General features: G+C 72.7%; 23 protein-coding genes. 14 read left to right on the forward strand and 9 right to left on the reverse strand.

Translation table 11 applies throughout. The features are described from left to right. Positions 1–157 precede the first annotated feature (157 nt). The gene (locus ACZ6ZR_RS32225) at positions 158–1,108 is read left to right on the forward strand and encodes a terpene synthase family protein (protein ID WP_465648433.1); all 951 of its coding nucleotides are present in this window, start codon (positions 158–160) and stop codon (positions 1,106–1,108) included. 177 nt (positions 1,109–1,285) lie between these two features. Next, positions 1,286–2,809 (forward strand): acetaldehyde dehydrogenase ExaC, encoded by a 1,524-nt coding sequence (gene exaC, locus ACZ6ZR_RS32230; protein ID WP_465648435.1) that lies wholly within the window; start codon positions 1,286–1,288, stop codon positions 2,807–2,809. A gap of 36 nt (positions 2,810–2,845) precedes the next feature. On the opposite strand, the gene ACZ6ZR_RS32235 is transcribed toward exaC, so the two are convergent. From ACZ6ZR_RS32235 to ACZ6ZR_RS32245, 3 genes are read right to left on the reverse strand one after another with little or no spacing between them, the layout of a single operon-like run. Next, on the reverse strand, positions 2,846–7,033 hold the full coding sequence (locus ACZ6ZR_RS32235) for a caspase family protein (RefSeq protein ID WP_465648437.1): 4,188 nt from the start codon (positions 7,031–7,033) through the stop codon (positions 2,846–2,848). Then, positions 7,030–7,935 (reverse strand): hypothetical protein, encoded by a 906-nt coding sequence (locus tag ACZ6ZR_RS32240; protein ID WP_465648438.1) that lies wholly within the window; start codon positions 7,933–7,935, stop codon positions 7,030–7,032. Before ACZ6ZR_RS32240 ends, ACZ6ZR_RS32235 begins: the two co-directional genes overlap by 4 nt. Positions 7,936–7,988: 53 nt before the next feature. Continuing rightward, complete coding sequence (locus ACZ6ZR_RS32245; protein ID WP_465648440.1) at positions 7,989–8,876, reverse strand: SDR family NAD(P)-dependent oxidoreductase; 888 nt, start codon at positions 8,874–8,876, stop codon at positions 7,989–7,991. Positions 8,877–9,104: 228 nt separating this feature from the next. Between ACZ6ZR_RS32245 and ACZ6ZR_RS32250 the strand changes: the two genes are divergently transcribed. The 5 genes from ACZ6ZR_RS32250 to ACZ6ZR_RS32270 all read left to right on the forward strand — a co-directional run bounded on the left by ACZ6ZR_RS32250 (position 9,105) and on the right by ACZ6ZR_RS32270 (position 12,573). After that, entirely contained in the window at positions 9,105–9,527 is a 423-nt protein-coding gene (locus ACZ6ZR_RS32250; protein WP_465648442.1) for an XRE family transcriptional regulator, read from the forward strand. Positions 9,528–9,649: 122 nt separating this feature from the next. Then, positions 9,650–10,333 (forward strand): ParH-like protein, encoded by a 684-nt coding sequence (locus ACZ6ZR_RS32255; protein WP_465648444.1) that lies wholly within the window; start codon positions 9,650–9,652, stop codon positions 10,331–10,333. Next, positions 10,330–11,556: an MAB_1171c family putative transporter gene (locus ACZ6ZR_RS32260; RefSeq protein WP_465648445.1), complete on the forward strand. Its 1,227-nt coding sequence runs from the start codon at positions 10,330–10,332 to the stop codon at positions 11,554–11,556. Before ACZ6ZR_RS32255 ends, ACZ6ZR_RS32260 begins: the two co-directional genes overlap by 4 nt. A gap of 5 nt (positions 11,557–11,561) precedes the next feature. Beyond that, positions 11,562–12,104, forward strand: a complete 543-nt coding sequence (locus ACZ6ZR_RS32265; RefSeq protein ID WP_465648524.1) for a YbaK/EbsC family protein — start codon at positions 11,562–11,564, stop codon at positions 12,102–12,104. Positions 12,105–12,123: 19 nt separating this feature from the next. Beyond that, the gene (locus ACZ6ZR_RS32270; protein ID WP_465648447.1) at positions 12,124–12,573 is read left to right on the forward strand and encodes a GNAT family N-acetyltransferase; all 450 of its coding nucleotides are present in this window, start codon (positions 12,124–12,126) and stop codon (positions 12,571–12,573) included. 19 nt (positions 12,574–12,592) lie between these two features. Here the strand turns inward: ACZ6ZR_RS32270 and ACZ6ZR_RS32275 are convergent, their stop codons facing one another. The 4 genes from ACZ6ZR_RS32275 to soxR all read right to left on the reverse strand — a co-directional run bounded on the left by ACZ6ZR_RS32275 (position 12,593) and on the right by soxR (position 15,537). Then, positions 12,593–13,954 carry a condensation domain-containing protein gene (locus ACZ6ZR_RS32275; protein ID WP_465648449.1) on the reverse strand — a complete coding sequence of 454 codons (1,362 nt, stop codon included), beginning with the start codon at positions 13,952–13,954 and terminating at the stop codon, positions 12,593–12,595. A gap of 204 nt (positions 13,955–14,158) precedes the next feature. Further along, positions 14,159–14,515 carry an SHOCT domain-containing protein gene (locus tag ACZ6ZR_RS32280; protein WP_465648451.1) on the reverse strand — a complete coding sequence of 119 codons (357 nt, stop codon included), beginning with the start codon at positions 14,513–14,515 and terminating at the stop codon, positions 14,159–14,161. A gap of 11 nt (positions 14,516–14,526) precedes the next feature. Further along, the gene (locus ACZ6ZR_RS32285; RefSeq protein WP_465648453.1) at positions 14,527–14,958 is read right to left on the reverse strand and encodes a DUF6325 family protein; all 432 of its coding nucleotides are present in this window, start codon (positions 14,956–14,958) and stop codon (positions 14,527–14,529) included. A 114-nt stretch (positions 14,959–15,072) separates the two neighbouring features. Then, positions 15,073–15,537: a redox-sensitive transcriptional activator SoxR gene (soxR, locus tag ACZ6ZR_RS32290; RefSeq protein ID WP_465648455.1), complete on the reverse strand. Its 465-nt coding sequence runs from the start codon at positions 15,535–15,537 to the stop codon at positions 15,073–15,075. 128 nt (positions 15,538–15,665) lie between these two features. On the opposite strand from soxR, the gene fdxA reads away from it, so the two are divergent. Next, positions 15,666–15,989 carry a ferredoxin gene (fdxA, locus tag ACZ6ZR_RS32295; protein ID WP_465648457.1) on the forward strand — a complete coding sequence of 108 codons (324 nt, stop codon included), beginning with the start codon at positions 15,666–15,668 and terminating at the stop codon, positions 15,987–15,989. A 53-nt stretch (positions 15,990–16,042) separates the two neighbouring features. On the opposite strand, the gene ACZ6ZR_RS32300 is transcribed toward fdxA, so the two are convergent. Beyond that, the gene (locus ACZ6ZR_RS32300; RefSeq protein WP_465648459.1) at positions 16,043–16,537 is read right to left on the reverse strand and encodes a GNAT family N-acetyltransferase; all 495 of its coding nucleotides are present in this window, start codon (positions 16,535–16,537) and stop codon (positions 16,043–16,045) included. A gap of 163 nt (positions 16,538–16,700) precedes the next feature. On the opposite strand from ACZ6ZR_RS32300, the gene ACZ6ZR_RS32305 reads away from it, so the two are divergent. Then, positions 16,701–17,024, forward strand: coding sequence for a nuclear transport factor 2 family protein (locus ACZ6ZR_RS32305; RefSeq protein ID WP_465648461.1), 324 nt, complete (start codon positions 16,701–16,703; stop codon positions 17,022–17,024). 90 nt (positions 17,025–17,114) lie between these two features. Next, positions 17,115–18,575: an MFS transporter gene (locus tag ACZ6ZR_RS32310; RefSeq protein ID WP_465648463.1), complete on the forward strand. Its 1,461-nt coding sequence runs from the start codon at positions 17,115–17,117 to the stop codon at positions 18,573–18,575. Between the two features lie 28 nt (positions 18,576–18,603). Here the strand turns inward: ACZ6ZR_RS32310 and ACZ6ZR_RS32315 are convergent, their stop codons facing one another. Next, positions 18,604–19,839 (reverse strand): serine hydrolase domain-containing protein, encoded by a 1,236-nt coding sequence (locus ACZ6ZR_RS32315; RefSeq protein ID WP_465648526.1) that lies wholly within the window; start codon positions 19,837–19,839, stop codon positions 18,604–18,606. Between the two features lie 136 nt (positions 19,840–19,975). Between ACZ6ZR_RS32315 and ACZ6ZR_RS32320 the strand changes: the two genes are divergently transcribed. The 4 genes from ACZ6ZR_RS32320 (at position 19,976) to ACZ6ZR_RS32335 (ending at position 23,209) form a co-directional block, all read left to right on the forward strand. Next, on the forward strand, positions 19,976–20,482 hold the full coding sequence (locus ACZ6ZR_RS32320) for an NUDIX hydrolase (protein WP_465648465.1): 507 nt from the start codon (positions 19,976–19,978) through the stop codon (positions 20,480–20,482). A gap of 189 nt (positions 20,483–20,671) precedes the next feature. After that, on the forward strand, positions 20,672–21,442 hold the full coding sequence (locus ACZ6ZR_RS32325) for a TetR/AcrR family transcriptional regulator (RefSeq protein ID WP_465648467.1): 771 nt from the start codon (positions 20,672–20,674) through the stop codon (positions 21,440–21,442). 74 nt (positions 21,443–21,516) lie between these two features. Beyond that, a complete protein-coding gene (locus ACZ6ZR_RS32330) occupies positions 21,517–21,696 on the forward strand; it encodes a hypothetical protein (RefSeq protein WP_465648469.1) in 180 nt (59 codons plus the stop codon). Then, entirely contained in the window at positions 21,683–23,209 is a 1,527-nt protein-coding gene (locus tag ACZ6ZR_RS32335) for a CATRA conflict system CASPASE/TPR repeat-associated protein (RefSeq protein WP_465648471.1), read from the forward strand. Before ACZ6ZR_RS32330 ends, ACZ6ZR_RS32335 begins: the two co-directional genes overlap by 14 nt. Positions 23,210–23,286: the final 77 nt, after the last annotated feature.

Below are 23,286 nucleotides of genomic sequence, written 5' to 3' on the forward strand. Positions count from 1 at the left end.
AAATGCCTTGGTACCCCTGCCGTCTGATGATCAGATCGGATAACCTTCGCCCGGTACGGGCGCCGTTGATCATTGAGACGTACACGGCGCGAAAGGCTGAACACCAGAGCCTGTGGAGAGCGCCAGAACTACGCACAGTACGAGCGCCTGGAGTCCGATGTCCGACGACAGTTCAATTGAGCTCCCCTTCCCCCACCGACGCAGCCCGTACCAGTCGCAGGCTGCCCGCCACCACACCGAGTGGCTGCACCGCCACCGTGAACTGGCCGCCTCCACCGGCCAGTTGAGCTACGAGAGGTGGGACGTGCCGGAACTGGCGGCGCTCACCTACCCGGAGAGCTCGGCCGAGGACCTCGGGCTGGCCGCCGACCTGATGGGCTTCTACTTCCTCTTCGACGACCAGTTCGACGACGCGCTCGGCCGCCGCCCCGAAGAGGTCTCCGAGATCTGCGAGCGGCTCACCGCCCTGGTCCACAGCCCCAGACCGGTCGGCGCCACCCCTGCGGAGCGGGCCTTCTCGGACCTCTGGCGCCGCAGCATCGAGGGCATGTCGCCCCGCTGGCGGGCCCGGGCCGCGTACAACTGGGAGTCCTACTTCGCCTCCCACCCCGCCGAGGCCGCCGGGCGAATAGCCAGCCGACCGCCGGACCGGGAAAGCTATCTGATGCTCCGTCGGGGCACCGCCGCGATGGAGACCATCTTCGACATGATCGAGCGGCTCGGGCGCTTCGAGGTACCGCAGGCCGTGCTGCACCATCCGGTCCTGCGTCAACTCCGCCAGCTCGCCGCGGACATACCCTCCCTCACCAACGATGTCCGTTCCTACGCCCAGGAGTTGGCCCGTGGCGACGTGGCCAACCTGGTGATGATCGTGCAACGCGAGCGCGGCTGCTCCCCCGAGGAGGCGGCCTCCGTGGTCATGTCGGAGGCCCAGCACATGGCCGACCGGGTCGGCGAGTTGATGACCGAACTACCCGAAGTCTACCGCCTGTTGCAGCTGTCGGCGGCCGATCGGCACGCGGCGCACCGGTACGCGGACGGACTCGGCGCGTGGACCGCCGGCTATCTCCGCTGGGAGCTCCGGACCGGTCGGTACCTGTCGGGCTGACGTACCACCGCTCCTCCCCCTCTCTCCCCACGAGGCACCGTGGCGGCCCGGGCCCTTCGCGGCTAGGGTCTCGCCCCGGGGTCACTACCGTGCGTGTCCGGCCGGTGACCCCGACATCGGCGCGCGTACGTGGTCGTCCCGCAGCTCCACCCTCAGCAGCGAGGAGAGATACCGCCCATGACGGTCTATCAGCCCCCCGGCCAGCCCGGCAGCATCGTCGAGTTCCGCCCCCGTTACGAGCACTGGATCGGCGGCACCTTCCGGGCCCCGGTGCGCGGCGGCTACTTCGAGAACCCCACCCCCGTCACCGGACGGACCTTCTGCGAGGTCGCCCGGGGCACCGCCGAGGACGTCGAGGCGGCGCTCGACGCCGCCCACGCCGCCGCCCCCGCCTGGGGCCGCACCTCCCCCGCCGAGCGCGCCCAGGTGCTGCTGCGGGTCTCCGACCGGATCGAGGCCAACCTCGAACGCCTCGCCGTCGCCGAGAGCTGGGAGAACGGCAAGCCGGTCCGCGAGACGCTGGCCGCCGACCTGCCGCTCGCCGTCGACCACCTGCGCTACTTCGCCGGCGCCCTGCGCGCCCAGGAGGGCGGCCTCTCCCAGATCGACGAGGACACCGTCGCCTACCACTTCCACGAGCCGCTCGGCGTGGTCGGCCAGATCATCCCGTGGAACTTCCCGATCCTGATGGCCATCTGGAAGATCGCCCCCGCGCTGGCGGCCGGCAACGCGGTGGTCCTCAAGCCCGCCGAGCAGACCCCCGCCTCCGTCCTGCTGCTGATGGAGCTGGTCGCCGACCTGCTGCCGCCGGGCGTGGTCAACGTGGTCACCGGCTTCGGCGAGGAGGCCGGCAAGCCGCTCGCCTCCTCCCCGCGGATCCGGAAGATCTCCTTCACCGGCGAGACCTCCACCGGCCGCCTGATCAGCCAGTACGCCGGCCCCAACCTCATCCCGGTCACCCTCGAACTCGGCGGCAAGAGCCCGAACCTCTTCTTCGCGGATGTGGCGGACCGTCAGGACGCCTTCTACGACAAGGCCTTGGAGGGCTTCGCGCTCTTCGCCCTCAACCAGGGCGAGGTCTGCACCTGCCCCAGCCGGGCCCTGATCCAGTCCTCGGTCTACGACCGCTTCCTCGGCGACGGCCTGGAGCGGGTCCGCGCCATGCGCCAGGGCAACCCCCTCGACACCGAGACCCAGATCGGCGCCCAGGCCAGCGCCGAGCAGCTCGCCAAGATCCTCTCCTACCTGGAGATCGGCCAGGCCGAGGGCGCCAAGCTGCTGACGGGTGGTGAACGCGCCGAGCTGGACGGCGACCTGGCGGGCGGCTACTACGTCACCCCCACCGTCTTCGAGGGCGACAACTCCATGCGGATCTTCCAGGAGGAGATCTTCGGCCCCGTCGTCGCCGTCACCCGCTTCGACGACTTCGACGACGGCATCGCCCTCGCCAACGACACCGCCTACGGCCTCGGCGCCGGCGTCTGGTCCCGCGACGGCTCCACCGCCTACCGGGCCGGCCGCGCCATCCAGGCCGGCCGGGTCTGGACCAACTGCTACCACGCCTACCCGGCCCACGCCGCGTTCGGCGGCTACAAGAACTCCGGCTTCGGCCGCGAGACCCACAAGATGCTCCTGGAGCACTACCAGCAGACCAAGAACCTCCTGGTCTCCTACTCCCCCGACGCCCTCGGCTTCTTCTAGACCGCGGCGCCCACCTGAGACCCCGTCAGGCCCGGGTCACCTCCGACCACCCGGGCCTGACGGCCTCCCGGCCCGCTCCAGCACGATCACCTCGTACCCGGCCCCGACCACCAGCTCACCACCGGGTGCGAAGGCCACCGCTCCGGGCTGGACTGGCATCGGGATCTCCTGCAGGAGCACGCCGCTGCGGACGTTCCAGATCCGTACCACGTAGTCGTCGTAGCCGGCGGTGACGGCTACCGGTACTCCGTCCAGCGACCCCAGCTCCACATCGGACATCCAGCCGTCACCCAACCGGTGACGCAGTTGCCGGGTACGCAGACTCCACACCAGTGCTCCTTCACCGGCCGTGCCCGCCACGACGACGGGATCGCTCCCGTCATCACCGCACTGCAGACTGTTGACCTGTACCGCCCCCTCCTCCAGGTCCCCGAGATGGGTCTGGTCGTGCAGATCCCACAACCCCACACGCTGCCAGTCGATTTCGGAGGGATCCTCCTGCGACAGGTGCGATTCCCCGATCACTGCCACCTGCCGTCCGTCCACGAGGGAGCAGGCCAACGTGCCCATCGCGCTTCCGGCCTCGATCGTCCCGCCCGTCTTCCGGTCGTTCAGGTTCCAGAGGACCGTCCGTCCACTGAAGAGCTCACCCCGCACCAGAAGAGCCACAGGATCGCCGTCGACGTATCCGCAGGCCACAGGGGACGAGTAGGTTGCCGCGGCCCTGGCGATCTCGACCCCGTCGGCAAGCCTCCACATCCGCACGGTGTCGTCGTTCCCGCTGGTCACCGCGACCCGGTCACCCTGGACAGTCGTGCATGCAACTCCGTTCAGACGCTCCAAGTGCCCTTCAAGGCGCCGCAGTTCCCGCCCGGACGCCACGTCCCACACGCGCGCCGTGTGGTCATCGCCGGCCGACACCGCGACAGCGTTGTCGTCTAGCACCGTGCACGTTACTGCCGACACCCGGCTCGAGTGCCCGGCCAGACGGACCTCCTCCGACTGCGCCTCAAGCCTCCAGAGACGAACGGCTCCGCGGCTGTTGGCGCTGACCACCGCGGGCCTGCCCTCGACGCTCGTGATCGCCAGGGAGTTGACCCAGTCCGTGTTGCCGTTGAGACGCGCGAGCACGCGACCGCCCGAACGGTCCCGCAAGTCCATCGAACCGTCGCCGTAACCGACCACCACGACCGCGAGGCCATCCAGCTCCGCGAAAGCCAGCGAAGTGGCCCAGCCCGGCCCCACTTCCATCGAGGAGAACGCTGCCGACGAGATCGGATCGCTGAACCGCACGACCTCGTCCCGAAAGCCGAGAGCGACGACCGCTCGACGGCCTTCCACCGTCACGGCCACACCGAGACAGCCCTCGGAGTCCGCAAGGTCTCCCCATTCCCCGGTCTCGAGGTTCCACCGCCGTACCGGACCGTCAGGCTGCTGGACGAGGACATGCGCCACACCCCCGATCTCCGTGCCGACCACTGCGAGCGGCTGGAAGGAGGCACTGCTCCGACTCGGCATGCTCCGTCGAATCGCGCCCGACACCACATCACGGACCCAGGCCGATCCGTTGGACGCACAGCCGACGACCAGTGCCTCACCGTTCACGCGAATGCAGCACATACCCGCCATCGCAGGCTCCCCGTATGGCGCCTCCAGTCGCCGGACGGTGTCTTCTGCGGCCTCCACCACGAACCTGCGGATCTCCGTGGAGCGCTCGATGTCCCAGACGCGGACCGTTCCGTCGTGGGAGGCGGTCACTGCGTGAACGACACCGTCCAACTCGATGCAGTCCATCGCCGAGACGGTCTCGTCATGTCCCTCCAGGGTGAACACGCACGCACGTTGCTCCGGGTCCCAGACCTGCACCGGTCCACCCCGCAGCGCACTGAGGACAACCGGCCTCCCTCGCAGCTGTGCAGCGACCAGTGGGTAGCCGCACTCCGAACTCAGCTCCGCCAGAAACAGGGAGCTCGTCTGCGCCCCGGTCGCCCACCGAGGTCTCCACTCCAACCGCTCGCCCAGTTCAGCCCGGTGGCGCTCCAGCCGGTAGCGGGCCGCGTCCACCGCCATCACCTGCGCGCGCTCGTGCGGGGGCAGGTCGCGGTAGAGATGGGCCGAGGTCCGGTACATCGCCCGCACCTGCTGAGCGTCACCGCCCCGGACCACCTGCGTCGCCGCCAACAGCGCGTCCGGGTCGGCGTGCACCAGGAACCACGGGTCGTCCAGCAGACCTTCGAGGTCGCCCGAAGCGGCGGCGTGGCCCGCCAGATGACCGTGGACGTAGGGATGCGCCCGCTCCCAGTCCGGCGTGCCGTCACCCCTCAACCGGACCGAGTCGACCAGCGCCGCCGTTATCCGCCGCCCGTCCTCGCGGCTGCGCCGCGGGTCCCGCAGGTGCTCGGCCAACGCCTCGTGGTAGAGCCGGAACACCGACCGGTCCTGACCGACCGACACCTCCACCACGTACGAACCGGCGTGCCGCAGCAGCCAGTCCACGTCCTCGTCCGTGCACTTCTCACCTGAGAGGGCGGTCGCCAGCGGAGCCCACAGCCAGTCCCACGGAAGCCCGGAGCCCTCCGCGTAGGCCAGCGGTCGCAGCAGACGGCGCACTCGGTCCTCGTCCTCGCCGTATCGGGCCAGGTACGCGTCGAAGGCCTGCCCCACCTCCGACGGGAGTGTCTCCTCCCAGCCCGGCCGCGACTGATCTACGGTCAAGTCACCGTGCAGCAGCGCTCGTACGGTCATCCTGGCGATCAGGAAGGAGCGCCGCGCCTGCCGGGCCACCGCCCTCGCCAACGCATCCGGTTCTCCGGGCCTGCCGGCAAGGGTGCGCCGCGCGTACTCCTCGATGTCGTCCCGGCCGAAGTACTCGTCGGTGTCCAGGTCGATGACCTCCACAGCGCGCCCCAGGTAGGGGACGGTCGTCCGACGGGCGCCGATCAACAGCCTCAGACCGGGCATGTCGGACATCGGCCGGAGCAACTCCCAGGCGATGCGCTGCGGTTCCCGCCCTTCGACGCCGGTGCCCGCCTCGTCCAACGCGTCGACGAGCACGGTCCGCAGCGGACCGTCGTACGCGGCGAGACCGGCCAGCAGCTCTGACAGGCTGTCGGCTTCGACGTCCAGTGCGGCGGCCAGCCGAGTGGTGAGCTGCTCCAACGTGGTGCCGTGCGCGTGCACCGAGACCGTCACCACGCCCGGCGGCAGCCGGAGCTCAGGGGCTTCGGGACGGTCCGACCGAGACAGGGCGAGCAACCGTCCCAAGACCGCGGACTTGCCGGAGCCCGGGTCGCCCGTCACCACCCGGGCCCGGCGGTCGTGGACGGGGGCGCACAGCCACTCGGCCAGCTCGGCCAGGACCTGGCTGCGGCCGGTGAACCAGTCACCCGGATCGCTCGGGTAGTCCACCCCGCGTCCGCGCGGGTCGAAGTGCGCGGTCCACTCCCCCTCCGACTCGACGTCCATGGCTCCGTTCAACGAGGCGGGCCGGTACCTGGGGTTGGGCAGGAACGGCGGGACGGCTCGGCCGGAGACCGCGTGGTAGCTGGCGTCCTGGCCTGAACCGTGCTGCCGGAAGTGGTCGTTCACCTGGTTGGTTACGGTGGGGATGTCGAGGTAGCGCTGACGTTTCCCGGCCGTGCCATGTCGTACCGCGGCCTCCAGTGCCGTCGCGAAGGCGTGGTCGTAGGCGAGTTCCCTTGAGCGGGCGGAGGCCACCAGCCACACAGCGTCGGCGTCCTGCGGGCGTTCGTCCACCAGCTGGCCGGTGACGGCGGCGATCTCGGCCGCGCCGAGCTCGGCGAAGCAGGTGTCGAGCAGCAGCAGGACGTGCCCGACCCGACTGTCCGCCAGCAGCTCGGCCAAGTCGCGGGTAGCGAGGGCGGTGGACACCAGATCCTGACGGCTGTTCAGGCAGGTGAGCCGGTGGCGCTGTGCACCACGCAGCCCGTGCCCCGCGTAGTAGACGACGAGCACGTCCTGCTCGCAGCGCTCCTCCGCCCTGAGCCAGACCTCCAGGGCGACGCGCACCCGGTACGCGTCCGGAGCGTGGGACAGCTCAGGGAGGATCTCGGTATAACCGAGCGAGCCGAAGAGGCCCTTGACCCGACGCAGGTCCTCGGGCACACCTGGCAGGGGTTCCAGGGTCGGGTCGGAGGTGTACACGCCCGAGCCGAAGGCGAAGAGGAAGCGGTTGTGCCCATCGGAGGCCGGGTTGACCGTCATCCGGCCAGCCCCGTGGCGATCGCCGTCCCGGTCTCCACCGCTGTCAGGTAGGCGCGCATGCTGTGCATCTCGGCCCCGTTGTCCACCGCCAGGTCCCGGAGCTCCGGGCCGAAGCGGGGAGCCAACTCCTTGACCAGGGCGACCACATCGCCTCGGTCCGCCAGGTTCGTCCAGCGCTTCACGGGCGCCGGCCAGACCCCGATGCCGTCAGGCCCGGGCACCGGGAGCAGGCGGTCGAACACCAATCCGGACAGCCCGAGCGGTGAACCGATGGTGACCAGGGTCAGCGGCCCGTGCTCCGGGACGGCCGCGCACAGGGCCTCATAGGCCACCACCGAGCCCAGCGAGTGGCCGACCACCACCCTGGTCTCGGGGGTGAGGAGTTCCCCGACCCGGGCGCGCGCCGCCGTGCGCAGTGCGGGCTCGGTGAAGTACCGGCTGACCTGCTTGAGGTCGGAGATCAACATGTGCTCCGCGACCGGCCGGAAGTAGCGCAGGCGGGTGACGGCGTGCAGGGCCTGGCGGACCCGTTCCGTCAGGGCCCGCGACGCGAGGTGCCCGACCGCGCCCCGGGCGGCCGGACCGCCGACGGGCCCGTCCGGCCCGGGGACGCGCGGGTCCAGCCGGGCCGCCTCGCGCCACCAGGCCTCCAGCAGCTCCGTCTCGAAGCCGGGCTCGACGTCCTCCGCGCGGTAGTACGGCTCGCCGCGTGCGCCGGACTGCCGGTAGAGGTCGCCGTACGCGGCGAAGGCCACGTCGCCGTCGGCGAGTCCGACGAGGGCGGGGTCGCGGCGGAGCGCCAGGCCGACCCCGCCGCGCAGGGCCGGTTCGAACTCCGCCAACAGCGTCTCGGCGGTGTCGAGTTGACGTCCCACCCCGTGCACCACGACGACCCTGCTCATGACCCCTCCGCCCGACTCGCGCCTGTGGCGTGAGCTTGGTCGGGCGGCGGCGGTCAGGGCTTGAGGATGAGGTCCTGTTCGAGCGGCGGGGTGCCGCCGTGCCAGTCGAGCGGGGCGCCGAAGCGGATCAACTCGCCGTAGAGGGACGGGTCCACGGACTCGGTGAGGACCACGTCGAGGACGGCGCGGGCGGCCTCGGCCGGGGTCTGGGCCTGGCTGTAGTCGGAGAACCAGGGGCGGGAGGTCGGGGTGTCGACCATGCCGGGGCACACGGCGGCGACCAGGGTGCCGGTGGCGAGGTCGTCCTCCCGGCGGGCGGCGGCGACGGCGCGGACGGCGGCCACCTGGGCCACCTTGGAGGGCACGTTCAGCCAGCGCGGCCAGCCGGCCTCGGCTGCGGTGCCGTTGTGGACCGCCGCGCGCCAGGACTCCACGGCCCGCTCCACTCCGTCGAGGCCCGCGCCGTCGAAGAGGGGGTGCAGCCGGGGATCGAGGCGGCCCAGGGTGCCCAGACTGCTGGCCACCACCAGCAGTCGCCCGCCCGGGCGCAGCACCGGGCCGAAGGAGCGCAGCACCGCGTGGGTGGCGGCGTTGGAGACGTCGATGAACTCATCGGCCCGCTCGGACTGCGAGTCCTCCGGCAGGAGGCGGGCGACGGCGTTGGAGAGCACGATGTCGACGCCGCCGTGACGAGCGGTCAGGTCCTCGGCGAGGCGGGCGATGGCGTCGGCGTCGGTGACGTCGAGCACCCGGCCCTCGACCCGGGCCCGGGTGGCGGGGAGCTCGGCGACCTCGCGGGCCGCCGCGGTGACGCGGCCCTGGTCGCGGCCGGTGAGCAGGACCAGGTCGTGCTCGGCGAGGCGGGCGGCGAGGCCTTCGACCAGGGCGCGGCCGAGGCCCTGGTTGGCGCCGGTGACGACGGCGATGCGGGAAGTGTCCATGGCCGCCACCGTAGGCAGGGAGGCGGGCATCGGGCCAACAATATTCGATCGAAAGGGATCTGACTGGTCATCAGTGATCTGGAGTCGATCCCTCAGCGGGCGCTGCCGAGGGTGGCGAGGCAGGACGGACGCTCCACCGACAGGTCACCGGCCTCGCCACCGCTCCGGGTGCTGGGACGCATGGCTACGATGGGGGCCGGACGGAGCGACGGGACGGGGAGGCGCACAGTGACGGCAGACGGGCCCGGTGTCCTCGGGGAGCGGATCGAACAGCTCTTCCGTACCGTCAGGCGGCCGAACGGCGAGCCGCACAGCAACGAGGAGGTCGCCCGGGCGTGCCGGGAGGCGACGGGTGAGACCTTCTCCGCCACCTACCTCTGGCAGCTGCGGACCGGGCGGCGGGACAACCCGACCAAGCGGCACCTCGAGGCCCTGGCGCAGTTCTTCCAGGTGCCGCCGGCCTACTTCTTCGAGGACGAGCAGGGCGCGCGGATCGCCGAGGAGCTGGCCCTGCTGGGGGCGCTGCGGGACGCCGGGGTGCAGGAGGTGGCCCTGCGGGCGGTGACGCTCTCGCCCGAGGGGCTGGGCACCATCAGCGACATGATCGAGGCGATCGCCCGGCGCGAGGCGCGGGCCAGGGGCGCCGAGTAGGCTCGCGTCCGCGCTCACCGGAGCGCGTGGGGTTGCTGGGGCGGAGTACGGGACGGTCGCGCGTGCGGAGCGCGCCCGCCCGCCGTCCCACGGGTTCGGGCGGCACGGCGGCTGGGGGCGGCATGACGGACGGCGAACGGCGCAGGCTCTGGCGGCACTGCCGGGAGCTCGCGGACACCCTGACCCTCCCCGACCCGTTCGAACTCCCGGCCCTCGGTTCGGTGTTGTCCACCCAGCTGGGGCGGCCGGTGGAGTTCCTGCCGCTGCCCGCCGGTGCGGCCGGCACCTGCGGGGTACTGGTGAGCACGGAGCGCGCCGAGTACATCGGCTATCCGACCGACACCACCCCGCTGCACCAGCAGCACATCGTGCTGCACGAGGTCGGGCACCTGCTCTGCGGCCACCAGGACGCACGGCCGGCGGCCGACCGGGGCGCCGGAGGGGGCATCGGCGGGGGCGGCGGCGGGGGCGTCGGCGGTCTGCTGCCGCACCTGTCCGAGGAGTTGGTCCGCCGGGTGCTGGGGCGCAGCTCGTACGACACCACCCAGGAGCAGGAGGCGGAGCTGTTCGCCTCGCTGGTGCTGCACCGCGCCGCGGGGCCGCGCGCCCCGTCCGGCCAGGCGGCGGCGCGTCCGGGCGACGAAAGCGAGGGGAGCGAGGAGGCGGTCCGGCTCGGCCGGATCTTCGACTCTCCGCACGGTCCGAGCCGCAGCCCCGGTCCGGGCCTCACCGACCACCGCCCGCGCTGGGGCTGGGGCCTTGACTGGGGCCCGGGCATGCGCCGGCGTCCCACCGACCCGAAATGATCGAGCTCGTCGAGTGGCTGGCCGGGGCCGTCGCGATCGTCGGGGTGCTCTGCCGGATCCGGCTCTGGCGCGGCGGCCCGCTGCAACCCGGCGCCCGCCACCTGGCCGCGTTCACGGTCTGCCTCGGGTTGGCGATGGCCCTGCTGCCGTTCTCCCGGAGCCCGGGGATCGCTGCCCGGCCGCTGGTCGGCTACCTGCTGCCACTGCTGTGCACCGAGCTCAAACTCGCGGCCGAGGGCTTCCTCGCGCTGACGGCCCTTGCGGTGCGCGGCGGCGACCGCGGCCGTGCGCCGATGCGGCGTCAGGCCCGCTGTTCAGTGGCGGTGATGGCCGTCGTCGCGTTCCTCTACCGGGCCGCCGAGGTGACGCCGGTGGCCGGGAGGATCACCGTCGAGGCCGGCGGACGGGCCGAACTGACCGCCTACAACGCGCTGTTCACCGCGCACAGCCTCTGGTGCGTCGGGCTGTTCACCCTGCTGGTCCACCGCTCGGCCCGGCGGCTCGGCCCGGGGCTGCTGCGCACCGGGCTGCGGCTGGTGGTGGCCGCCGGGGCCTGCGGGCTGTACTGGTCCGCGATGAGCCTCTTCCCGCTGGTCCAGGGGTTCCGGACGGGCCGTCAGACCAGTGGGGTCAACCTGCACTCCGCCTCGATCGGCCTGGCCACGCTGGTGATGGTGATCGGCGGCATGACGGTGACCGCCTGGGGCGGCCGGATCGCCGGGTGGGCGCGGCGGCTGCGGGCCCGGCGCGACCTGCGCCGGATCGGCCCGCTCTGGGCCGCGCTGTACGCCGTCCGCCCGGAGATCGCGCTGGAGCCGCCCTCCGCCCGGGGCGGCCCCGGTCCGGGCGGGGACCCGGAGTTCGCGCTCTACCGGCGGGTGATCGAGATCCGCGACGGCCAACTCGCGCTCCGCACCCACCTGGACGACCGGGTGCCCGGCTGGGCCGCGGCCGCCAGCCTCGCCGCCCGCCTCGACCGGCGGCGCACCGACGCGACCGTCGAGGCCGCGGTGCTGGCGGCGGCGCTGGAGGCGGCGGCCGCCGGCCGTCGCTACCCCTACCCGGGCACCCCCGGCCACACCCCGCCCGCCACCTCTCCCGACCTCCGCGCCGAGTGCTCCCAACTCGCCCTGGTCGCCGAGGCCTTCACCCGCTCCCCGATCGTCGCGGCCGTCCGGCTCCGGGCCCGGACGGACCTGGCTGCGCTACAGTCCGGGAGATGAGCGAACTGCGTGCACCCTTCGGGGACTTCGGGTCCGTCCTGCCTGCGCCCGAGGCGTGGGAGGAGCTGGCCCCGCCGGTGGTGGAGGCCCTGAAAGGGTGGGACGCGGCGGAGTCGGTGCTCTACGTGGGCACCGACCCGGAGAAGGCGGACACGGCGGTGTTCTGCGAGGCGTACCGGGTGCCGCTGGAGCTGTCGGCGAACTGCGTCGTGGTGGCCGCCAAGCGCGGGGGTGAAGTCACCTATGCGGCCTGTCTGGTGCGGGCCGACCGGCGGTTGGACGTGAACGGGGTCGTGCGCAAGCACCTCGGGGCGCGGAAGGCCTCGTTCGCGCCGATGGAGGAGGCCGTGGCCCGGACCGGGATGGAGTACGGCGGGATCACCGTGATCGGGCTGCCGGAGCAGTGGCCGCTGCTGGTGGACGAGGCGGTGGTGGACCTGCCGCACGTGCTCATCGGCAGCGGGCGGCGGCGCGGCAAGCTGATCCTGCCCGGAGCGGCGGTGGCCCGGCTGCCACGCGCCGAGGTGCTCCCCGGCCTGGCCGCCTGAGACCCCACGAGGAGGACCCGTGCAGCTGACCCGGGAGGACGGCCTCGTCCTCGACACCGACCCCGCCAGGATCGACCTCGACCTGGTCCACCACTGGCTCTCCACCGACGCCTTCTGGGCCCTCGGCCGCGAGCGCGGGACCATCGCCCGCAGCATCGAGAACTCGGTGGTCGTCGGCGTCTACGCGGCCGCCCCGGACACCCCCGGGCCCGCCGAACAGCTGGCGTTCGCCCGGGTGGTGACGGACCGTGCCACCTTCGGCTGGCTCTGCGACGTGTACGTGGCGCGGCCCGCCCGGGGGCGCGGCATCGGCACCTGGATCGCCGAGTCGGTGGTGGAGCTGCTCGCCCCGTACCGGCTGAAGCGGCTGCTGCTCTCCACCCTGGACGCCCACGAGGTCTACGCCCGGGCCGGGTTCGAGCCGGTGCGGGACCCGCAGAAGCTGATGATGCTCGGGCCGCACCCGTAGGACTCCGGCGGGCACGGCACTAGGCGGCCTCGGTCAGCACGCCCACCAATCCGTCCAGCAGGGCCCGGTTGGTGTCCCGGGCCGCTGGGGTGTCGACGTGGATGGTGTTGACGAACAAGCCGTCGTCGGTGCGGTGCAGCCAGTGCAGGAGCCCGTTGCAGCCGGAGACCCAGACGTGCATCCGGGCCCGCTGGGCGGCGTGCAGGTCGGCACCGGGCAGACGGCGCCAGTCGATGTAGGAGAAGAAGTTCACCGCGTGCGGCCAGTAGTGCAGTCGCGCGTACTCGGCCGGGGCGAGCAGCCGCCACGCCTTCACGAAGTGAACTCCGGCGTGGGCCTGCGCCTGCCCGTACGCGTCCTGGGCGGCGGTCAGCGCGTCGGCGAAGCCGGCCGGCTCCCCGACCGGGAACTCGATCGGCAGGGTGTTGATGAACCATCCCATGGACTCGGCGTAGCAGCCCCGGCCGCGCTCGTTGACCGGCACCAGCCCCCGGTACTCCGCCGGTCCGCCCAGCTGCCGCAGGGCGAGCGCGGAACCTGCCAGCAGTCCCATGGACAGCCGCCCGCCACGGGCCCGGCAGGCGGCGCCGAACTCCTCGGTCTGACGGGCGGTCAGCAGCCGTTCGGTACTGGCCAGCGGCGCGTACAGCCGGCCGGGCCGGACCCCCAGGTCGAGCGGGAAGCGGGGGAACAGGCCGTCGTTGCGATCGCGGAACGCCCGCCAGTAGTCCAGCCGCGCGTCGTCCGCTTTCATCGCCCGGTTGGCGCGGCGCTGGGTGCGGCTGAACTCCAGGTAGCTGCCGGGTTCCTGCTCCTGGGCGAGGCCCCGGTAGGCGGTGGTGATGTCGTTGACGGCGATCGCGCTGGAGAGGCCGTCGGTGACGAGGTGGTCGCACGAGAACCAGACCGTGGTCGACTCCGGCCGCACGACCGCACCCATCGTGATCAGCGGCCAGGCGAGCGTGTCCACCTCCCGGAACGCCTCGTGGAGGTGACCGGTGACCTCGGCGGAAGTCTCCAGCGGGCCGACGTAGTCGTGCTTGAGGGCCACCTCGTCGGACGTCAGGACCTCGCACCCCAGGTCCCCGCCGAGCGGCTGGTAGACCGCCCGGAGAACCTCGTGCCTCCGCACCAGGTGGAGGAACGCTCGTTCCAGCGCATCCAGGTCCACCCGTCCGGGGAGCTCGAAGCTGGCCGCGACGTAGGACCGGATCGGTTCGTCGATGCTCTGGGCGTGCTGCGCCACGGTGAAATGTTTCGCCTGGTTGTAACCAGTCATCCGGCGGGGAGCGGGCCCCCCGTCACCGGTCAGGGAGACCAGGTGCCACCGATGGGCCTCGCCCGGGTCGATCTCGGAGTCCTCGACTGAGATTTGGAGCATTCCGCCTTCTTCTGCCTGCGGTCGCCGGGTGGTGTCCACAGCAGTCACGCACCGGCCTACCGATCGCTGCCGTACCAACCGGCCCAACCGGTCATCGGATACGGCCACCGGGTACGGCCATCGGCCGATCGGGTGACTCCTGGCCGCCTTCCCGACGGCGGGTCAGCCGGCGGGAGGGCAGGCGGGCAGGCGGGCAGGCTCGGCTCAGCCGGAGAGGAGCTTGGCCTTGGCGGCGGCGAACTCCTCCGGGGTGAGCAGGCCCTGCTGGACCATCTGCGCCAGGTCGGCGAGCTTGGTCGCGACGTCCGGCTGGGCGGGCGCGGCGGGTACCGGCGGCGGCTGGTACGCGGACTGGGGCTGGTACGGGGGCTGGGCGCCGGCGACCTGCTGGGCCTGGAGGTCGGCGATGGCGGCGTTCTGGTCCTGCTCGTTCTGGGCGGAGCGGGCCGCGCTGCGGCCGGCGGCGTACGCGGCGCCGCCGACCACCAGGCCGCGGACCAGCGGAGCGCCGACGGGTCGGACGACCCGGACCGGCCGGATCGGGCGCATGGGTCGGAACACGAGTCCTCCTCCTACTGTCCGGCCGCGACGCGGCGCGCCTCGGCGGCCCTGACGGCCTGTTCGATGTTCTCCTGCGGGATGCGGACGCCGGTGGCGATCCGGCCGCCCAGCTCCCGCAGCGCACCGGCGGCGGCCGCCGCCCAGACGTGCTCGATCAGCACCAGCAGCGCCACCGTGCCGGGCTCCAGCAGTTCGGCGGCCTCCTGGGCGTCCTCGGGCCCGATCAGCTGGAGCTCCTCGCGGTCCGGATCGACCACGCCGCGCAGGTGCTCGAAGTCCTCCAGCTCCCCGTAGGTCGCCTCGCCGTCGGGCTGCCGGGTGACCACCAGGGTGTCGATCACCCGGACCTCGCCCGCCGCCCGGAGCAGGCGCAGGGCCTTCACCGCCTCGACGGTGATGGTCTCCTGAGGGAAGGTCAGGACTAGCAGTTCGGCCGGCCCCATCCAGGGCTCCCTTCGATGGGTGGACATTCCCCGAATAAGGGATACAAGCACACCGAACGCCAGGAGTCCGGGCCGACACGGGGGCGGATCGGGCCGGGCCGGGATGACCACCCGTCAGAGCCGGCGGGCGCCCGCGCCGTCCTCGGCGAGCTCGTCGCCGGGGTTCAGCAGGGCGCAGGCCCTCATCGACAGGCAGCCACAGCCGATGCAGCCGGTGAGTTCGGCCTCCAGCCGCTCGATGGTCTGCCGCCGCTCCTCCAGCCGGAGCTTCCAGCCGCGCGAGGCACGCTGCCACTCCTGGTGGCTCGGCGGCCGGTCCAGCGGCACGTCGGCGAACGCGTCCCGAAGGTCCTGGAGCGGGATGCCGATCCGCTTCGCCACCGAGATCAGGGCGATCCGGCGCAGCATGTGGCGGGGGTAGCGGCGCTGGTTGCGGCCGTCGCGCTCGGAGGCGATCAGGCCGAGCTCCTCGTAGAAGCGCAGGGCGGAGACCGCCGCGCCGGTGCGGGCGCTCACCTCGCCGATCGCCAGCCAGTCGTCCGGGGTGGCCCGGGCCTGGCCGGGCTGATGGCTCGTCATCCGGGGCCGCCTCCTGTCTGTGCCGCCTCCTGTTTGTGCTCAAGTTTACTTGAGGTCATACGGTCGGCCTGCGTCCGGACAGCGCGTCAGAACACCCACCAGGAACGAACCGTGAGGACGGCCGCCCGATGACCTATGTGATCGCCCTGCCCTGTGTCGACGTCAAGGACCGGGCCTGCATCGACGAATGCCCGCTGGACTGCATCTACGAGGGCGACCGGATGCTCTACATCAACACGGACGAGTGCACCGACTGCGGGGCCTGTGAGCCCGTCTGCCCGGTCGAGGCGATCTTCTACGAGGACGACACCCCGGAGGAGTGGAAGCACTTCACCGCGATCAACGTGGAGTTCACCGACGGGATCGGCTCCCCCGGCGGGGCCGCCAAGCACGGCCCCGTCGGACACGACCACCCGGCCGTGGCCGCCCTCCCGCCGCAGAACGCCGGCTGAGCACGGCGCGGGCCCGTCCCTCCGAGCGGAGGGACGGGCCCGGGTGCGGCGGACTACTCCGGCTTCGGGAGGGCGATCCACTCCGCCCAGCTGAGGTCCCGTCCGATGAACCGCGGCCGCTCGAACGGCCAGCGCTCGCCGATCCAGCGCGGTACGAAGGCGTCCAGCGCGGCCTCCAGCTCGGTGCCGACCCGCGCGTCCACCACCCACCAGGAGATCTCGGCGTCCGCGCCGGTGCGCTCCGGCGGGTCGATGTAGACGCAGCCGAGCAGTTCGGTCTCGGCCTCGTTCAGCAGGGCGTAGTTGAAGGACAGGTGGGCCTCGGCCTCACGCTCGTGGCGGGCCAGGTCGGTCCGGTCCGCCTCCTCGGTGATGGTGGCCGCGGGCCAGCCCCAGGCCGGGCCGAAGATCTCGAACAGCCGCTCGCGGGAGCCCATCACGGCCGGGTAGTCGATCTCGGTGTCGGTGGCCCTGATCGGGCGCAGGTGGAAGCCCTCGGCCAGGGGCTCGTGCAGCGGGTGGACGAAGTCCTCGGGAAGCCAACTCATGCGGCGAAGGCTAACCACCGCGGCACGGCGCGGACCAGCGGTTTTCGGTCGTCTGACGGGTGGTCGGCGGCGGCACGCCACGGACGGCCCAAGGTCACCGGCCCCGGAGCCCCGGACGTGTTCGCTGGACGCGACCACTCTCCGCCGTACCGAGGAGGCCCCGATGTCCGTCCCGATCTCGCAGCTCGCCGACCCCGCCGTGCGCGCCCTGCTGACCGCGCTCAACGCCAACGACCGGGCCGCGTTCCAGGCCGCCCTGGCCCCGGGCGCCACCATGTCCGACGACGGCAGCGAGCGCGATCTCCACGACTGGACCGAGCGGGAGGTCTTCTCCTCCAACGGCCACCTCGACGTGGAGAGCGAGAGCGACGGCGGCCGCTCGCTGGTCGCCGACTACCGCAACGACACCTGGGGGGCGATGCGGACCGCCTGGCGCTTCACCGTCACGGACGGGAAGGTCAGCCGCTTCGAGACCGGCCAGGCCTGACCCCGGCGGCCGGACGGGCGGGACGGAAGAGTTCGGGCGTAAACTATTACTTGCCCTACCGAACCATTCCCCCTGAAGGATGACGCCACGTTGACCAGCAAGGCCGCCACCAGCACCCCCGTCGTCCGGCCCGGGCCCTCCCCGGCCCCGGGCCAGGCCGACGGTCTCGACCCGAGGCGGTGGAAGGCCCTCTGGGTCTGCCTGCTGGTCGGCTTCATGTCCTTCCTGGACGTGTCGATCGTCAACGTCGCGCTGCCCTCCATCCAGAGCGGCCTGCACACCTCCGAGGCCGGCCTCTCCTGGGTGCTCTCCGGCTACGTGCTCGCCTTCGGCCTCACCCTCGTCCCGGCCGGACGGCTCGGTGACACGTACGGGCGGCGCACCTTCTTCCTGGCCGGGCTGACGCTCTTCACCGCCGCCTCCGTGCTCTGCGGCCTGGCCGGCGACGAGACCATGCTGATCGCCGCCCGGCTGGTCCAGGGCGTCGCGGCCGGGCTGCTCACCCCGCAGATCTCCGGCCTGATCCAGCAGCTGTTCCGGGGAGCCGAGCGCGGCAAGGCCTTCGGGCTGCTCGGCTCCACCATCGGGATCGCCACCGCCGTCGGGCCGGTGCTCGGCGGGTTGCTGATCCAGGCGCTGGGCACCGAGCACGGCTGGCGCTGGGTGTTCTTCGTCAACCTGCCGATCGGCCTGGTGGCCTACCCGCTGGCCCGCCGGCTGCTGCCGCGCGGCGAGCGGGGCAGGCGGACCGGGCTCGACCCGGTGGGCGTGCTGCTGCTGGGCGGTGCGGTGTTCGCCCTGCTGCTGCCGCTGATCGAGCAGCGGAGCTGGCAGGGCTCGGCGAAGTGGCTGCTGCTCGGGCTGGGCGCGCTGCTGCTGGCGGCCTTCCTGGGGTGGGAGCACCGCTACGGGCGGGCCGGACGGACGCCGCTGGTCGACCTCGGGATGTTCCGCTTCGGCTCGTACTCGCTGGGCGCACTGCTCGGGGCGGTCTACTTCGCCGGGTTCACCAGCATCTTCTTCATCTTCACGCTCTACCTGCAGAACGGGCTCGGGTACTCGGCACTGGCCGCCGGACTGGCCATCACCCCCTTCGCGGTGGGCACCGCGGCGAGCTCGGTGGTGGCCGGGCGGAACGTCTACCGCTTCGGCCGCCGCATGATCACCGGTGGTCTGGTGCTGGTCGCGCTCGGCCTCACCGGCACCTGGCTGGCGGCCTCGCTGGCCACCGGTTCGGCGGCGGGCTGGGCGACGGCGCTGCCGCTGTTCGTGGCGGGGGTCGGCTCGGGCGCAGTGATCAGCCCCAACTCCACGCTCACCCTCCAGGACGTGCCGGTGGCCCAGGCCGGCACCGCCAGCGGCATGCTCCAGACCGGACAGCGCGTCAGCTCGGCGGCCGGGATCGCGATCGTCAGCTCGGTGTTCTTCGCCCGGGTCGGCGACGGCTGGCAGGCCGCCTTCCGGGCGGGCATCCTCACTTCGGCCGCGATCGTGGGGCTGGCCCTGGTGATCGCCGTGGTCGACCTGGTGCGGCGCCGCGGCAACGCCTGACGGCTGGTCAAACCGGTCGTGCGGCGTGTCAGGCGGGCTGACGGTCCGCCAGGACCTGGCGGACGGCGGCGATCAGGGTGCGGGAGCGGATGTCCCCCGTGACGCCAGGCATCATGCCGTTGGTGACGTAGGCGAAGCCGATGCCCAGGTCCGGGTCGGCGAAGCCGAGGGAGCCGCCGCGGCCCGGGTGGCCGAAGGAGGCCGGGGAGGCCATCGGGGAGCTGGGGCCGTGGCGGAAGAAGCCGTGGCCGAACGTGGTGTTGACGATCAGCACCTTGTCCGGGCCGCTGACCGCCGGGCCCATCGCCTCGGCCAGCAGCTCCGGCCCGAAGAGCGCGGGCAGCCGCTCGCCCGGGGCGCCGCCGTGCCGGTCGGCCGCACCGATCAGCGCCGCGAACAGCCGGGCCACCGAACGGGCCGTGCCGATCGCGCCTGCTCCGGGGATCTCGACGGCCTGGATCGCCGGGTCGTTCAGGTCCACCGCGGAGCGGACCGAGGCGAACGAACGGGACGTCAGCGAGGTGCGGTCCTGGTAGGCCGCCGTCACCGAGGCCTTGGGGCGCAGCTTGAGCCCGCCGGACGCGCTCTGGGCCGCCTCGGCCGGGCCGGGCAGGTCGACCAGCCGGCCGACCCGGGGGCCGGCTCCGGCCGGGAGGCCGATCCACAGGTCCAGGCCGAGCGGCTGGGCGATCTCCTCGGCGAAGTAGCGGCCGATCGAGCGCCCGTCGGCCCGTCGGACCACCTCGCCGACCAGCCAGCCGAAGGTGTAGGGGTGGTAGCCGTGCGCCCGGCCCGGCTCCCAGAACGGGGCCTGCGCGGCCACCGCCGCGACGGCCGGCTCCCAGGCGATCACGTCCTCGACCCGCAGCGGGACGTCCAGCGCGGGGATGCCGGTCTGGTGCGAGAGCAGCCAGCGGACCGGCACCCGGTCCTTGCCCTCCGCCTTGAACTCCGGCCAGTACGAGGCGACCGGCGCGTCCAGGTCGAGCCGGCCCTGCCCCACCAGGTGGAGCGCGGCGGCGGCCGTCAGGCCCTTGGTCACCGAGCGGAGCACCTGCGCGGTGTCCGCCGTCCAGGCCACCGCCGGGGCCGGGCGGCCGCCGACCTCGGGCCGGGCGTCACCGCCCCAGAGGTCCACCACCTTGTGGCCGTCGTGGTAGAGCGCGAAGGCCGCGCCGAGCTCGCCGTAGTCGCGGAAGTTGCGCGCGAACGCCTCCCGGACCGGTTCGAAGCCCTCGGCCACCTCGCCCCAGATCTCCACCACCACGTGCCGCCCTCGCTCCGCCGTACAGTCCGCTTCTGAACGATAGTCCGATCGTCAGCCGCCTGCCGATGTGGGCCGCCCCCTCGTCTGCTCTCCCCCGACACCCCGTCAGGTCGGTGTCGGTAGCGTGGGGCCCATGACGAACCCCGAGGACGAGATCCTGGACGTGGTCGACGAGCACGACGAGGTGATCGGCACCGCCCCGCGCAGCGAGGTCTACCGGCGGGGCCTGACGCACCGTTGCTCGTTCGTCCTGGTCCGCGACCCGCAGGACCGGATCTTCGTCCACCGCCGGGCCGCCACCAAGGGCTACGGCCCCGGGACGTACGACGCCTTCGTCGGCGGCGTGGTCGGCACCGGCGAGAGCTACGCCGAGGCCGCCGTCCGGGAGGCCGAGGAGGAGCTCGGCGTCTCTGGGGTGGTGCCGCACCGGCTGTTCAGGTTCCTGTTCTCCGAGCCCGGGCTGTCCTGGTGGTGCGACGTCTGGGAGGCCCGCTGGGACGGCCCCGTGCAGCCGCAGGTCGAGGAGATCGACTGGCACGGCTGGCTCAGCGAGGCCGAGCTGGACCAGCGGTTGACGGAGTGGGAGTTCGTGCCCGACGGCCTGGAGGCCTACCGGCGCTACCTGGCCCATCGGAGCTGACGCGTCGGGGCAAGTGCCTCCCCCGGCAGGGTTCGCCCCATCAGGAGCGTCGTTCGGTGCGTGCTCTCGGCGTGCCGGGAAAAGGCCCTCGTAGCGGAGCTACTCGGGCCTTTGGCCGGTGCGGCGAGAGTGCGTGCCGGGCGGCGCGACGGGGCGAACCCTGCCGGGGGAGGCACTAGGGTGACGCCCATGGCTTCGCGTACGCCGCCGGTGGCGGATCGGGACGGGCGGGCTCCCCGCCGACGGCTGAGCGTGGACGAGCGCCGCGAGCAGCTGATCGCGGTGGCGCTCGACCTGTTCAGCCGGCGCGCGCCGGAGGACGTGTCGATCGACGACATCGCGGCCGCGGCCGGTGCCTCCCGGCCGCTGGTGTACCACTACTTCCCCGGCAAGCAGGCGCTCTACGAGGAGTCCCTGCGGCGCGCGGGCCAGGAGCTGGCCGGCCGCTTCGAGGAGCCCAGGGAGGGCCCGCTCTCCGAGCGGCTCTCCCGGGTGATGGGCCGTTACCTCGACTTCGTGCAGAGCCACGGACCGGGCTTCACCGCGCTGCTGCGCGGCGGCTCGGTGACCTCCAGCCCGGCCGGGACGGCGGTCATCGACCAGGTACGGCGGGCGGCCGCCGAGCAGATCCTGTCCCACCTCGCCGTCGGCGAACCCAGCGCCAACCTGCGGCGCACCGTCCGCGCCTGGATCGCCAACGTCGAGATCACATCGCTGGACTGGCTGGCCGACGAGGCCACCGTCCCGCCGCAGGAGCTCCAGCTCCAGCTGGTCCAGGAGTTCACCGCCGCCCTGGTGGTCTGCGCCGCCCGCGAACCCTCCCTCGCCCTCGACCTGGCCGGTTACCTCGCCACCGAGTCCACCACCGGCCCCACCGCCCAGCTGGTCCGCCAGCTCACCACCCTGCTCGCCGTCCCCGACCTCCCCGAGGCCCTGGCCCGCCTGGCGGCCCCGGCGTAGTCCTTCACGGCGGCCCTGCCGCCTCGCTAACCTGGTTCCGTACGGGGCAGTCGAGCGCGTCCGGGGGGACGAGGATGTCAGACCAGTACCACGACGGTTTCGACTACGTCGAGAACGATGCCAGGGGCGTGGACGAACCGGGCGACCTGGAGCCCCACTGGTCCCCGTCCGAGCTGCTCAACGACCGGATCGACCTCGGGTCGCTCCCGACCGATCCCGACCGGCGGTCCGGGGAGCCCGGTGACGCTGACTGACCACGATCTGATCCTCCATCTGTTCGTCAGCCGCGACGGGTTGGACGACGGGGCCGGCGAGCTGCTGCGCACCTGGTGGCGGGCCTGCCGTGACCACGGGATGACGCAGCCGCTGCTGGACCTTCCGCTGGAGATCCCGGAACGGCTGCCGGAGGAGGCCGACCGCCCCGGTCCGTTCCGGGTACTGGCCGGGCGCAAGCGGCCCGGGACGGCGGGTTCCGCGCAGCAGGCGCTCTGCTACCTCCAGCACGACGTGGTCGGCGTCATCGTGCTGCTGGCCACCGCCCCGGGCGACCCCTGGTCACGGTCCGAGCGCGACTGGCAGGCGGCCGTGGCCCGGCACGGCGGCACCGCGGCGGTGGGCGGCGTGCTCGGCACCGCCACGCTGCACCGGGTGGTGGCCGACGCCGCACCTCCCGGGAGGCTGCTCGGCGAGGCCGCGATGCGGGTCGGCTTCTCCACTCTGACCAGCGTGGTGCTCCCGATCGCCACGGCGCTCCAACTTCCGGGTGCTGTCGGTGAGTTCGTGGTGTTCTCGCCACCCACGGACGGCCCCGAAGGGCGGTCGCGGCGGTTGGCCGTGCTCGCCGCCCGCCAGGAGGAGGGGCTGCTGGACTCCTGGATCTGGAGCCATGGGGCCACCGAGGCCGCCGCACTGCGGCCCACCGCGCTCCACCGCTACCTGCTCCAGAGCGCCAAACTCCATGACCAGTACCTGGTGTTCACCGAACGGCAGTCCTCCTTCCGGGCCCACCGCGACCTGGTCGACCGGCTCACCGACCGGGTGGTCGGCCTCTGCGCCGAACCGGCCCGGGCCGGGACCGCCGGCCGGGCCGCCCAGCTCCTCGCCCTGGAGAGGGCGCTCGGCGAGCTCCAGCAGGCCGCCGACACGCTGCTCACCCAGCGCACGAGGCTGGAGCGGTTCCGACGGCAGGCCGAACTCGCCGCCGAGAACGCCGACTCGGCGGTCCCTCCGGTGGCCGGCGCACCGCTCGGCGGGCTCTTCGCGGAGGACACCGCGCTGCGGGGGTGGCTGCTGCGGCAGACCGACCACGACGCGGAGGACTTCCGGCTGGTCGGCGACCGGGCGGACACCGTGGTGCGGAACGCGACCGCGCTGGTGCAGCAGCGCCTCCAGCAGCGGCAGCAGCAGCTGACGCTGCTCCAGACCTCGGTGCTGGGCGGGGTGTTGATGGTGCTGGCCGCCGTGCAGGCACTCGAGTACCGGCCGCCGCTGCCGGGGCCGTTCCACGGGCCGGTGATCGCCCTGCTCGGCGCCCTGGCCACCGTGCTGCCCGGCTCCGTCCTGCGCTGGTCCCGCGAGACCGGGCGCACCGCCCGGCCCTCCCTCACCGACCGGCTCGCCCTGACCGCCCTCGGCGCCTGCACCGGCTGGTTCACCGCCACCGCCGTCGCCTTCTGGCACTCCACCACCCCGGCCCCACCCACCTGGTCACTGGCCGCCGCCACCCTCGGCGCCCTGACCGCGGCCCTGTTGGAACGCCGCCGCTGACCACCTGCGGCGGGCCCGGGTCGTCCCACACAGGCCGAACACCACCTCGTCTGCCGGTTCTGATAGAAAGTGAACGG

It is taken from the genome of Kitasatospora sp. NPDC088742 (assembly GCF_055584905.1).